Origin of the sequence: Clostridium sp. FP2, from assembly GCF_011065955.2 — a bacterium.
Taxonomy (GTDB): domain Bacteria; phylum Bacillota; class Clostridia; order Clostridiales; family Clostridiaceae; genus Clostridium_AD; species Clostridium_AD tagluense.
In genome coordinates, this window is the sequence record NZ_JAAMNI020000001.1 from 3,684,730 (window position 1) to 3,698,559 (window position 13,830).

The window sequence follows — 13,830 nt, forward strand, 5'->3', positions numbered from 1 at the left end:
GCTCCTGTTTTACTAATTTTTAAAAAACTCGCTAAGAGTGACTAATTTATCGTCTTTAGTTCCATACATTTCTTCTCTCTCTATATCAACAAAAGCCTCTTTATTGATATAAGAAGTATTTCCCACAATGTAATCTGCCAGTAACTGCGCTGATAAATTACTGCGACTTCCACAAGCAACAAGCGTCCTTATAACAAGTATAGAACCCTCTACCTCATATTCGAATTTATACACTAATGGTTTTATATTAACCATTTTTTCACCACTTTTTTTACTAGTCTTAATAATGTTCCATTCGCTTTTGGCAAGGAGGCTTTGTAAAATCTCTAATCCGTCCTCTTCCTCCGTACACTTTAGTTTAATTGTATATTTTGCAGCATCTATAGTTGCCATAGCTTGTGACGGTTTTTTCCCTTCACCAGGAATAACTTTTACCACGTCTAAAATTTTGATTCCCCTGGGCGAATTATCATTCATTTTATCCATAATATATTTTTCGTCGTTCTCACAATTTAAAACTACATCCATGTATTCTCCATTAGAATATGTTCCTACAGACAATGGCTGTGCAATAGAAACTGCCATGTGAGGATTAAAACCTTTTGAGTATTCTACTGGAAGTTCCGATCTTTTAATTATTTTTTGTAGGGTTCTCATTAAATCTAAGTGAGCAATAAATTTTATCTCACTGTCTTTAGTATACTTAATTAGATAACGCACTATGGAAACACGTCCCTTCTTTAAAATTAACATTAACACCGCAGTCTGTACATCCTAGTTTACAATTTTGTGTTAATTCTGCTTTTTTAGCTTTTTCATTTTCTAAAATTAAGTACTCTTTATTCACTCCAATATCTATGAAATCCCAAGGAAGTATCTCATCGTAACTTCTCTCCCTGTAAGCATAGAAACTACCATCCACGTTGCATTCCTCCATAGCTTCCTTCCATATTTCAAAATTGAAATGCTCAGACCAACCATCGAATTTTGCGCCTTTTTCAAAAGCCTTTATTATAACATCACAAATTCTTCTGTCTCCTCTAGCAACAACCGCCTCTAAGTATGAAACTATAGATTCATGATAGTTGTATGTAACTGCCTTACTTGTTATAGCATACTTAACTGCTTTAATTTTTTCTACTACCTCATCCATGGTGCTTTGCGGTGCCCATTGGAAAGGTGTAAATGGTTTTGGTACAAATATAGCAGAGCTTGTAGTAACCCTTAGCCCTCTTTTTCTTACTTCTTTAGGAATTTTAAAGTATTCTCCTGCAACCTTATCTGATAACTCTGCAATACCACGTACATCTTCCATAGTTTCATAAGGAAGCCCCACCATAAAATAAAGCTTTATAGTTGACCAACCGGAAGCAAATACACTACTAGCAGCTTCTAATATTTTCTCTTCTGTAACACCCTTGTTTATAATATCTCTCATTCTTTGGGTTCCTGCTTCTGGTGCAAATGTTAAGCCAGTTTTTCTTGCCTTTTGTATTTGATTTATTAAATCCACAGAAAAAGAATCTATTCTAATGGAAGGCAAAGATACGCTAAGGTGGTTTTCTTTGTTTTTTTCCATAAGAGTAGCTATAAGGTTGTGTATATCTGAATAATCACAAATACTCAGTGAACTTAGTGATATTTCTCTATATCCTGTACTTTTTAGTAGCTTATCTGCTGCCTCTACAAGAGTATCCGTAGTTTTTTCTCTTACTGGTCTATATATCATCCCCGCTTGGCAAAATCTACATCCATTGGTGCATCCTCTAAAGGTCTCGAGTATTACTCTATCATGTACTATTTCTATATATGGAACTACCGTTTCTTCTGGATAGGCAACCTTATTAAAATCTGCAACGAACCTTTTCACAACGCGACTAGGAACATCTGGATATTTAGGCTTAAATTCACGAATAGTGTTATCCTCGTTATAAGATACCTCATATAGTGAAGGCACATATATTCCTCTTATTTTAGATATTTCTCTTAGAAATTCTTTTTTCTGCCCTTTTCCTTTGTACTTTTTATAAACAGCTAAAACGTCATTCATTATTTCTTCGCCTTCACCAATCTCAAAGAAATCCACTATATCATGTAGTGGTTCTGGATTATAAGCACAAGGACCCCCAGCCATTATTATAGGTTCCTCTTCGCCTCGCTTTGAGGCTCTTATAGTTATACCTGACATATCTAGCATATTAAGTATATTGGTGTAACTCATCTCGTATTGGAGAGTAAACCCTAAAAAATCAAATTCATTTAGTGAATCTTTGCTCTCTAGTGCATACAAGGCTATATCATTTTCTCTCATTTGTTTTTCCATGTCTGGCCAAGGAGCAAAAGCCCTTTCACAATAGGTGTCAGCCCTAGAATTTAAAACATGATAAAGTATTCTGCTTCCTAAATGGGACATCCCCACCTCATATACATCTGGAAAACAAAAAGCAAATCTTATATCCACACTTTCTATATCTTTATAACAACAATTAAGTTCTCCGCCTACATATCTGGCAGGCTTTTCAACTTTAAATAAAATATCATCAGAAATTTTGTTCATAGAAATCCCTCCTGGTTTTTTCACTAAGGCAGCTAATAATTGCATCTCAATCTACCTTACCTTTCTTGCATTATTTTATTTTAACACATGAAAGTTAAATTTCAAAACGAAAATTAGTTTTATTCATCTCAAATAAAATAACTAGTGAATATATCAGTCTTTAATAAACTGATATATTTACTAGTTATTTTTTAAGATTCCATTTCATAGTGTATTTTTCCCTTTCTTAATATCAATGTAGGAAAGTAAGCTTATATTTCCATAAGCCTTTATTGCCTGAATTATTTCTTCTTCATATAAAATTTCTAGCACAGCCATATTTTCATCGAGTACCGTAAATAAATTATACTTATTCTTATCAACCATTCCGAGAGCCGATAATAAATCCTTTTTATAAAAAATAGACATACTTCTATTCTCTATATATCCTCTCTTTATAAATCTGTATTTTTTCTTAATAATATAGCCCATAATCAAATATACTATCCTTTCCTTCTCTTTAATTGAAGATATTAAAATAAACATAGAAATTAGTCCTAAATTGAAATTGCTCTTATTTGCTGCAACACTTACAAAATATATGAACATGAAAATACTTCCAATGATCATGCTAACCCTAACAGAAATTTCATTAGCTTTTCTATATATAGTTTTAACACTAAGTATATCCCGAAGGACCCTTCCACCGTCCAATGGGAAGGCTGGGATAAGATTAAAAATACCTATAGCTAAATTACTACTACATATTAAATGTAAATAAGGTCTATTAAAAAATATAAATAAAATATAAAAAACAGCTGCCAGTATTAGGTTTAATAAAGGACCTGATAGTGAAATAATTATATCCTCTTTAGCACTTGCCTCATCTAAATCCTTAACCTTAAGTACGGCCCCTATAGGAAGTATTTCTATATCAAAACCCGAAAATCCCAAAATTCTGGCAGTTAAATAATGCATTAACTCATGGATGAACACTAGAAAAAAGGCTATTATAATTTCTCCTTTAAACCCTAGTATCAATAGCAATATAATGTACGGCAAAAACAATTTACTTATTCTTATCAATTAATCCCCCATAGTAATTACTAAAATAATCAAAGCCCAATGTTTTTATTATTTAACTCATTTTCATTTGAAATTGCGCTCTTAATCTTCTCCATAAAATTTACTGTAATAATTTCTATATCTTTTATTTTAAAACCCTTGGCCTTATCTATTAATATACTATAATCATATTTTTTATTTATTATTTCCTTTGAATAATTATAAACATATTGAGTTTTAGTCGTGACTACTACTTTGCAAAGTAATACAATTATAAACAATGTAAGTACGCCAATAAGTTCCCTTGTTAATCTCTTTATATAGAAATTCCATATTCCACCTTGCCTGTTACTTTCACCGGCAAAATTATTTGTGCTCCCCTGTCTTTTAGCCAAATTATTATAATAGCTTTGATACTGCGTATTATAATTGCCCATTTTATCCTCCTAATTCATTATTTTACTATTTATATATATTTAAAATTATCCATTTATATTACATATTATAAGTAAAAAGAAAAAGTATATATTTATGATTTAAAAATAAAAAGCACTGCAAAATATGCAGTGCTTGTTATTTTATGTTGCTTTATTCACGATTTCTTAAACTTCTCATCAAAACTTCCGCTGTCCCTAAATTTGTGGCAAGTGGAACACAATGGACATCACACAATCTAAGAAGTGCTGAAATATCTGGCTCGTGAGGCTGTACTGTAAGTGGATCTCTTAAAAAAATTATCATATCCATTTCCCCTTGTGCTAGTTTTGCGCCTATTTGCTGGTCGCCTCCTAGCGGTCCTGATAAAAATCTACTAACGGTCAGTCCCACTTTTTCAGTTATTAACTTTCCTGTTGTTCCCGTTCCATATAATTCATGCTGCATTAGTGTATCCTTATAACGATTTGCAAAGTCAATAATATCTTCCTTTTTTTTATCATGTGCTATTAGTGCTATTCTCATATTCTCTCCCCCTAATTTTATTAAAAGTTTATTTTCTTTTTCCTCATACCTACATTGAGCACAAGTCCTAGCGACATAAAGGCTGTTAAAAGCGAGCTTCCACCATAACTCATAAATGGTAGGGTTATTCCTGTGATAGGCATAAGACCCATGGTCATACCAATATTTTGCATTATTGAAAATAATAAATTAGAAATAAATCCTACGCATATTACAGTTCCAAAAACATCTTTAGAATTTTTTGCTATTTTTATTAATTTATATATAAGAAGTCCATATAAAAGTATTAATACTAATGCACCAATAAGTCCCCATTCTTCCCCTAAAACCGCAAAAATAAAATCTGTATGGTTTTCTGGAACAGAATTAAATTGAATTCCTTTTCCGAAGCCGCGACCTAGAACCCCCCCTGAACCTAAAGCAAGTTTTGATTGAATAAGCTGAAGCCCATAAGTTAGTTCAGATTGCTCAGGATTTAGAAAAGATGTTAGTCTTCCTTTCCAATAAGTTTTCATAATTGGTGAATTCCAAACCCCTACAATTATCAATATAATTGAGGTTATCCCCCCGATTATAATTTTTTGATCCAGTCCTATACAATAAAATATCCCTAGTACTATAAAAAAACTAACCATAGTCATTCCCATATCCGGCTGAATGATAATTAATAACATTGGCACTGCCGCATAAAATATTAATATAAATAAATTTTTAGGATCATTAATTTTACCTTCCATGTCATCTAATTTCTTAGCTAGTATTATTATCATACCAATTTTAGCAAATTCTGATGGTTGTATCGCTATGCTACCAATTTTTATCCAAGAATTAGCACCATTGGTAATAGTTTTAAAAACAAAATCACCAATTATTAGCAATAAAATCCCTGCCCAATATATTATAATAGCGTAATTTTTAATTAAAATATAATCAAATATTAAAATAAGATACACTGTTATAAGTCCTAATATCAGCCACGCAATTTGCAATTTAGGATAATATGATCCTCTAGTGGCACTATAAATATTTAAGCAACCAAAAATCACTATACAAATTGCATATATAATTACACTATAATCTAATTCTCGTAAAAGTTTTTTATTAAGCTTTAGGTTCTGTAAAATTTTCATGCTTTGACCTACCTCCATCTCAAATATGATTATATCATATTGCAAAAAAAAAGCTATGCATAAGTTGTTAATTATACATAGTCTTTAATAGATTATCTTTTTATTTTTTTTATAGGAATATTGGCTACTAGTGCTGGCGAGCTTCCTTCATATTCTTCCGTTGTTGTTAATCTAACTTCAATTTCTCCGGTTTCTATTTCAGCATATTTTGATATTACCTTTAATATGTCGCACTTAATCATTTCTAAAAAATCAGGTGAGAAATCTGCTCTATCATGTATCAAAATTAGTTTTAATCTATCACTGGCAATATCTTTTGAGAGATCCTTATTAGAAAACATTTTAAATAAATTCATTAAAGTTCACCCCTATATTCCCTTAAATATTTTTTTTAGAGAAGCAAAGAATCCCATCTCACTACGTGATGATCCATCTAATGTAGCATATGGTACTTCCTCTCCCATTATTCTTTTAGCAATGTTTTTAAAAGCTATACCTGCCAAAGAATTGTCATCTAAAACAATTGGTTCCCCTTTGTTAGTTGAAATGGTAACCTTCCTATCATCTGGAACAATTCCTATTAATTTAATTGCCAGGCACTCTATAATATCATCTACAGAAAGCATATCTCCACTTTTTGTCATCTCATAGTTTATTCTATTTATTATAACCTCATGTCTATCTAAACCCTTAGAATCTAATTTTCCAATTACCCTATCTGCATCTCTAATTGAAGTGAGTTCTGGATTAACCACTATAATAGCTCTATCAGCTCCCACTATAGCATTTTCAAAGCCTTGTTCTATACCTGCTGGGCAGTCTATTATAACGTAATCAAACTCTTCTTTTAATTCATTTACTACTAGTAGCATATCTTTTATATTAACATCATTTTTGTCTCTAGTTTGAGCTGTTGGCATTAAATACAAATTACTAAATCTTTTGTCTTTTATTAGTGCTTGCTTTAGTCTGCATCTTTTTTCAATAACATCTACTAATGTAAATACTACTCTATTTTCAAGTCCCATTAGCACATCAAGGTTGCGAAGTCCAGTGTCTCCATCAATAACTACTACTTTTTTGTCCATAGATGCAAGAGCTGTTCCAATATTCGCTGTGGTAGTTGTTTTACCTACCCCACCCTTACCCGATGTTATAACTATAGCTTCTCCCATGTTCATTACCTCCATTAAATATATTTATTCTCTAAATACGGTTCCACAATAATATTTCCGTTTTTAATTTTTGCCACCTCAGGATATTGAGGCCTAAGGTTGTCTTCTGGGGATCTTGTGACAATACTTCCAATCTGAAGTATTTGAGGTTCCAGCTTCAATGCTGCAATTATAGCTTTTTCATTACCAGTTGTGCCTGCATGCACCACTCCTCTTAAATTACCAAGAACAATTATATTTCCTGCTGCATATATTTCAGCTCCTGGGTTTACATCCCCAACTATAACTATATTACCAGGATAATTTATACTTTGTCCACTTCTTATGGTTTTTCTCAAAAATTTAGTTTTCCCCTCGTATATACCTGTAAACAGCCTAACCGTGGATTCATCTTGATCCTGAAAAATACAATCACTAATTAAAAATTCATCGAATAATATTTCTTTTAATTTTATGCTTTCTTTTTCATTTATGTATTTAAGTTCAGTAGTGATTTTCAAAGTACTTCCTTTGTAAAATTTCTTCCCTTGTGAAAGCTTCTTAACTAAAGAGTCTAACATATCGTCAAAATCACTGAAATGATTCATATTTATAACTACATTTAATCCCTCTTTATTTCCCTTAATTACTATTTTATCTGTGACCATCATTTTAACCTCCTAGCTCTGCCCTGCGGTTTATGGAAGACTCAAATAAATACAAAATCGGTATGCGAGTCTATTCTAGCCTTGTTTATTTTCATGTGTCTAAATCAGTTATTAATTGTTCTATCCATAATTGAGCTTAAGCTAATATTTCAACATATTATGGTTGAATTCCTGCTTAATTTCAATATAAATATATTTTTTTTATTTTTTTAATTACTTTTACTGTTTAAAGTGAATTTTCCTATGATTTTTATGTTCTAACAATTAAATAAACCCTGCCATATAAATATGTCAGAGTTTATTTAAAATTCCTAGCTCTTTGTAATTTAACTAATCATGACCATTTCCAGTTATACTAGTATCTAAATTTATATTAGTAGTTTCCTTATCTGGATCAACCATAAATTCATATTTAGGATTTTTTTTAAGTATTTCGGCTTTAAAATATTGCTCGTAAACTGCTTTTGCAACAGGTGCAACATAATTACCATGACCTCCATCAAAACCCACAACACAAACAGCTATTTCGGGTTTTTCAAAGGGAGCAAATCCTATATAGTATCCAAAAGAAGTCCTTCCTAGTGCAGATTGAATATCCTCTTTAAATGTAGCTGAACCTGTTTTCCCTCCATTTGGAATAGGAAAATCTTTAAATGTGCTATATGCTGTACCTCCATAAACACTAGTAACTTCCCACATACCTTCTTTAATTATATTAATTGTATTAGCACTTATATTAGTTTTTTCTAAAACTAGGGGCTTAGTTTCTTTAATTACTTTTCCATCTGGATCTAAAAATTTGTCCACCAAATGCAATTCATATCTATTTCCGCCATTCACCATAGTAGCTACATAATTGGTCAACTGTAGCGGTGTAAAAACATTAAATCCTTGCCCTATGGCCGCATAATATGCATTAGCCGCAGAATTAATTTCAGTATTAGCAGAATTAATTTCCGAATATATAGTTTCAGCCATAGCCCTTATATTTGTATCTGTATAATTATTGTTTTTTAATGTTTGGGAAGCTCCAGTTAGCTCCTTTAAGGCGATTTCCATAGTTTTTATAATTACCTCATGGGAATTTATTTTATCTTTTTTCATTTCTGTCTTAATGAGAGCAAGAAACTTAACTTTGCCTCCATTTGATTTTTTAATTTCGTCTATTTGTTTGCTAGTGCCACTTTCCTTTTGTGATTCAAGGTCAAGTGATTTTTTTCCCTTTTGTAATTTCGAAACCAAACTACTTCTATGAATACTCGCTAATGTTTCTTTACTAGATTCATAATTATATACCTGACCAAAGCTTTCTGGTATCTCTATACCCGTAGAGGGTTTTTTATTACTATTAGGATCTATACCAAGACCGAATTTCCATGCATATTTTGCTATTAAGTTTAAACCTTTTTTATTTTCTCCTGCATTATGATAAAGCTTATCAGCTACATCATAAAAATAATAATTACAAGATTCTCTCATTGCCGTTTGAATATCTACGATTCCATGACCATAACCTTGGTCATTATACTTCCAACATGCAGCAGTAAGGGTGGGATAACGTGTATTGTATGGTCCACTATCGTTCACCTGACTTGTCTTGGTTATAGCGCCTTCTTCTAGCCCTACAATGGCTGTCATTGGTTTAAATGTGGACCCAGGAGGTATTAGAGATTTGGTCGCTAAATTGAAAGTTGCTTTTGGGAAAATATCATTATTATCCTTTCTAATTGTAGTGTTACCTTCTATACTCTTATCCAAAGGGAAGATATAATTAAGTAGTATTTTTTCTCTTTCTTCTTTGGATTTTGCCATATCATCATCAGTTAGTATACCTTTAATATTTACAAGCCCTCGTTTTTGAATATAAGCGAGTCCCATTTTTTCTGTAACTGGACCTAAATATTCATCATACTTTTCAGTAGTTAACCCACTAGATGCTGCAAATAAATTAGGATCATACCCAGGTCTACTTGCTAATACTAATATCTTACCCGTATTAACATCACTTACAATCACTGCACCTCTATTTGCATTTGTCATGTTTACATCTTTGACTGTTCCTTTTTTTTGTAAATCTAGCAATACAGCATCTAAAACCCTCTCTGCAGCGTATTGCATATTTTTATCTATATTAAGTTGTACTGTCTTACCAGGATAGGTTTCGATTTCACCTAATGTCTTAATTTTCCGTCCTTGTTTATTAGCTTCAATACTTTCTTGACCCTTAGTTCCCCTTAAATCATCTTCAAAGGCCGCCTCAATTCCTGAAGCACCTATATAATCCGTACTTATATCATAGCCTTGTTCCTCATATTTATCTTTGTCCCAAGGATTTATCTTAGAGATATACCCGAGGAAAGCTGACCCTAAATCCTTATTAGGATACACTCGAATAGGCTCAGTTGCAACACTAACACCTGGAATCTCAGGTTGCATTTGCTCAAAAATACCTGCAGCATCTTTTGTTAAATTATTAGCGATATTTACAGGCTTATATCCAGAATAACTCTGCATGTATAACGTGTCCTTAACTAGCATGTAGCGGCGGAGTAATTCTTTATTTTTAGAATCCACAATTTCGTCCATTCCATAATTTTTAATTAGTTTATTAAATACTTGCTCTGGAGTAATCTTTAAAAGAGCTGCATCAACTTTCTTTACCTGCTCAGACTTTAAATCAGTTTTCTTTATATCCTTATAGAGCTTTTCAATAACTTCATCGTCAAAGCCTCTATCCTTTTTAAATCTGAGCTCTATCCAGTTTTGTGTTTTTTTATCCACAGTCTTATTAAAATCAAAACTATATATTGTCTTTTTTTTATCTGCACTAGTCTTTACCTTAAGTAAAAAATCATCTATCTGAATTCCCTTGTTAGCATCAAGAATTTTAAACACATTGTCCATAGTGCTAAAGAAACTTTCTTCACTTTCTTTTGTATTAGTAAATGTTAATATATAACTTTGCTTGCTTTTAGCAAATTTTTTACCCTTTCTATCAATAATATCACCTCTTGGAGCTATTGTAGATATTACCTTGTGATTTTGCTTATTTGCAGTTTGTTTATATAACTCACAATTAACTATCTGTATGTTAACCAATCTCAAAATAATAACAAAAAAAATTCCAAGCATAATGGAAGTTACAATGTTAAACCTAGAAAACTCATTGTCCTTTTTATTTTTCTTACTCACTATTTCACCAACCTTTTAAAATTTTTTCCACAATTCAACTTAAACTACTTATTCTATGCATTAAAGCCAAATTCCTGCTAAATTTCAATATAAGTATATTTTTATGAGTATTTTTATTATTTGAGAATAAATTCTAAATTGCTTTTATGTGCCCAAACAAAAATAAACTCTAACAAATAAATTTGTTAGAGTTTATTTAAAATAGTCATTTTTTCATGATTAAACTAATCGTGACCATTGCCAGTTACATCAGTATTTAAATCTATATTACTAGTGTTTTCATCTGGATTAACCATAAATTTATATTTAGGATCTAATTTTAATAATTCTGCTTTAAAATATTGCTCGTAAACTGCTTTTGCAACTGGTGCAACCCATCCACCATGACCTCCATCAAAAACCACTGCACAAACGGCTATTTTAGGTTTGTCATAGGGTGCAAAGCCTATATAGTATCCATAGGAAGTCCTTCCTAAGGCAGTTTGAGTAAGGTCATTAAAAGTAGCAGAACCTGTTTTTCCTCCACTTTGTATAGGGAAATCTTTAAATACAGAATATGCTGTTCCGTTAATATCACTAGTAACTTCGAGCATTCCTTCTTTAATTGAATCAATTGTTTTAGAATTTACGTTAGTTTTTTCTAAAACTACAGGCTTAATTTCTTTAATTATATTTCCATCTGGATCTAAAAATTTATCTACCAAATGCGTTTCATATCTATTTCCACCATTCACCATAGTAGACACAAAATTTGCTAACTGTAATGGTGTAAACGCATTAAACCCTTGCCCTATGGCTGCATAATATGCATTAGCTGCAGAATTAATTTCAGTATTAGCATTACTTATTTCCGAATATATAGTTTCTGACATAGTTCTTATATCGCTATCTGTGTAATTATTGTTTTTTAATGACTTAGAAGCTTCAATAACTTCCTTTATAGCAATCTGTGAACTTTGTATAATTGAATTATAGGGGCTTTTATTATCTTTTTTCATTTCAGTCTTAAGAAAAGCTTGAAACTTAAGTTTTTTTTCATTTACTTTTTTAATTTCTTGTATTTGGTCCTTAGTGCCACTTTCCTTTTGTGAAACAGTATCAAGCGGTTTATATTTACTTCCTGTAGAGTTTATTCCCTTTTGCAGAAAACCTACAAGATTACTTATATGAATATTAGCTAATATTTCTTTACTAGATTGATAATTATATACCTGACCAAAATTTTCTGGTATCTCTATGCCTGTAGCAGGTTTTGCATTACTTTTAGGGTCTATACCAAGACCGAATTTCCATGCATATTTTGCTAGTAGATCCAGTCCTGCTTTATTTTCGCCAGCCTTTGCAAAAAGTTTATCAGCTACATCATAAAAATAATAATTACAAGATTCTCTCATTGCCTTTTGAAGATCTACCCATCCATGACCATAACCTTGCTCATTAAACTTCCAACAGGCAGCAGTAAGAGATGGATACCGCTTATTATATGGGCCCTCATCGTTTACTGTATCAGTTGCTTGTATAACTCCTTCTTCTAGTCCCGCAATAGCTGTAAGCGGCTTAAAAGTAGAACCAGGTGGTATTAGAGATTTAGTTGCGTAATTAAAAGTTGCTTTTGGGAAAATATCATTATTATCCTTCCTTATTGTAGTATTACCCGCTACACTTTTATCTAAAGGAAACATATAATTAAGCAATATATTTTCTCTTTCAGCTTTAGATTTTTCCGCCATATCTTTATCGCTTAGCACCCCTGTAATGTTAGCAAGCCCTCGATCTTGAATATACTTTAGTCCCATTCCAGCTATATTTGGATTTAATAAATTATTAATTTCGCTAGTTGAATTCCCAGATTCTGCAAAAATACTAGGATCATAGCCAGGTCTACTTGCCAGTGCCAATACCTTGCCTGTATTAACATCAAGCACTACCACTGCGCCTCTGTTTGCATTTGTTGTATCTACACTTTGCCCCGTGTTTTTCCCTGCCTTTTGTAAGCTGAGCATCACAGCATCTAAAGATTTCTCTGCAGCGTATTGCATATTTTTATCTATATTAAGTTGTATTGTTTGACCAGGATAAGTTTCAATCTGACCTAGTGTACTAACTTTACGGCCTTGTTTATTAACTGCAATACTTTCTTGACCCTTAGTTCCCCTTAAAACATCTTCAAAAGCTGCTTCAATTCCTGAAGTACCTATATAATCTGAACTTATATCATAGCCTTGTTCTTCATATTTATCGGTGTCCCAAGGATTTATCTTAGAAATATACCCCAGGAAAGCTGACCCTAGATCCTTGCCAGGATAAACTCGAATTGGCTGAGTTGTAACACTTATGCCTGGAATTTCAGGCTGCATTTGTTCAAAAATACCAGCAACGTCTTTAGATAAATTATTAGCAATAGTTATAGGTTTATATCCAGAAAAACTTTGCATCTTCAAAGTATCCTTAACCAACATATAGCGCCTCAACAGTTCTTTGCTTTTAGAATCTTTAATTTCGATCATTCCGTATTGTTTTATTAATTCATTATAGACTTCTTTTGGAGTAATCTTTAAAATATCTTCGTCAACTTTTTTCTTTTGCTCATCTGTTAAATCATCTATTTTTTTATCCTTATAAAGCTTTTTAATTACTATCTCCTCAAAGCCTCTATCTTTTTTAAATCTAAGCTCGATCCAATTTTGTGTTGTTTTATCTAGGGTCTTACCAAAATCGAAGCTATACTCCGTACTTTTTTTATCTTCACTAGTCTTTATCTTAAGCAAGAAGTCATCTATCTGAGTTGTCTTATTTGCATCAAGAGTTTTAAATACATTGTCCATAGTGGGAAAGAAACTTTTTTCACTCTCCTGGGTTTTAGTAAATGTTAATATATAGCTTTGTTTACTTTCAGCCAGCTTTTTACCGTTTCTATCAATTATATCACCTCTTGGAGCCACTGTTGATATCATCTTGTGATTTTGTTGATTTGCAGTTTCCCTATATAACTCTCCATTGATTACTTGTATAACTACTAGTCTCCAAATAATAGCAGAAAAAATCAAGATCATAATTACAACTAAAACGTTAAATCTAGAAAATTCATTCTTGTTTTTATTTTTCTTACTCACTATTTCACCAAC

At 31.9% G+C, this 13,830-nt stretch carries 11 protein-coding genes; all 11 read right to left on the bottom strand.

Annotation, left to right across the window (positions count from 1 at the left end; all coding sequences use genetic code 11):
• Positions 1 to 12: 12 nt before the first annotated feature.
• On the bottom strand, positions 13 to 753 hold the full coding sequence (locus G9F71_RS17755; protein WP_164949117.1) for a TIGR03936 family radical SAM-associated protein: 741 nt from the start codon (positions 751 to 753) through the stop codon (positions 13 to 15).
• Entirely contained in the window at positions 704 to 2,557 is a 1,854-nt protein-coding gene (locus tag G9F71_RS17760) for a TIGR03960 family B12-binding radical SAM protein (protein WP_164949118.1), read from the bottom strand. Before G9F71_RS17760 ends, G9F71_RS17755 begins: the two co-directional genes overlap by 50 nt.
• Before the next feature lie 204 nt (positions 2,558 to 2,761).
• Positions 2,762 to 3,622: a M50 family metallopeptidase gene (locus tag G9F71_RS17765; RefSeq protein WP_164949119.1), complete on the bottom strand. Its 861-nt coding sequence runs from the start codon at positions 3,620 to 3,622 to the stop codon at positions 2,762 to 2,764.
• Positions 3,623 to 3,651: 29 nt separating this feature from the next.
• Entirely contained in the window at positions 3,652 to 4,038 is a 387-nt protein-coding gene (locus G9F71_RS17770) for an endopeptidase (protein ID WP_164949120.1), read from the bottom strand.
• Between the two features lie 151 nt (positions 4,039 to 4,189).
• Positions 4,190 to 4,561: a methylglyoxal synthase gene (locus tag G9F71_RS17775; RefSeq protein WP_124998265.1), complete on the bottom strand. Its 372-nt coding sequence runs from the start codon at positions 4,559 to 4,561 to the stop codon at positions 4,190 to 4,192.
• Between the two features lie 20 nt (positions 4,562 to 4,581).
• On the bottom strand, positions 4,582 to 5,685 hold the full coding sequence (gene rodA / locus G9F71_RS17780) for a rod shape-determining protein RodA (RefSeq protein ID WP_372481133.1): 1,104 nt from the start codon (positions 5,683 to 5,685) through the stop codon (positions 4,582 to 4,584).
• Positions 5,686 to 5,783: 98 nt separating this feature from the next.
• Positions 5,784 to 6,047: a cell division topological specificity factor MinE gene (gene minE, locus G9F71_RS17785; RefSeq protein WP_124998269.1), complete on the bottom strand. Its 264-nt coding sequence runs from the start codon at positions 6,045 to 6,047 to the stop codon at positions 5,784 to 5,786.
• A 12-nt stretch (positions 6,048 to 6,059) separates the two neighbouring features.
• Positions 6,060 to 6,866: a septum site-determining protein MinD gene (gene minD, locus G9F71_RS17790; protein ID WP_124998271.1), complete on the bottom strand. Its 807-nt coding sequence runs from the start codon at positions 6,864 to 6,866 to the stop codon at positions 6,060 to 6,062.
• Positions 6,867 to 6,880: 14 nt separating this feature from the next.
• Entirely contained in the window at positions 6,881 to 7,513 is a 633-nt protein-coding gene (gene minC, locus G9F71_RS17795) for a septum site-determining protein MinC (protein ID WP_164949249.1), read from the bottom strand.
• 330 nt (positions 7,514 to 7,843) lie between these two features.
• The gene (locus G9F71_RS17800) at positions 7,844 to 10,705 is read right to left on the bottom strand and encodes a penicillin-binding transpeptidase domain-containing protein (protein WP_164949122.1); all 2,862 of its coding nucleotides are present in this window, start codon (positions 10,703 to 10,705) and stop codon (positions 7,844 to 7,846) included.
• Positions 10,706 to 10,929: 224 nt separating this feature from the next.
• A complete protein-coding gene (locus G9F71_RS17805; protein WP_164949123.1) occupies positions 10,930 to 13,818 on the bottom strand; it encodes a penicillin-binding transpeptidase domain-containing protein in 2,889 nt (962 codons plus the stop codon).
• Positions 13,819 to 13,830 lie beyond the last annotated feature (12 nt).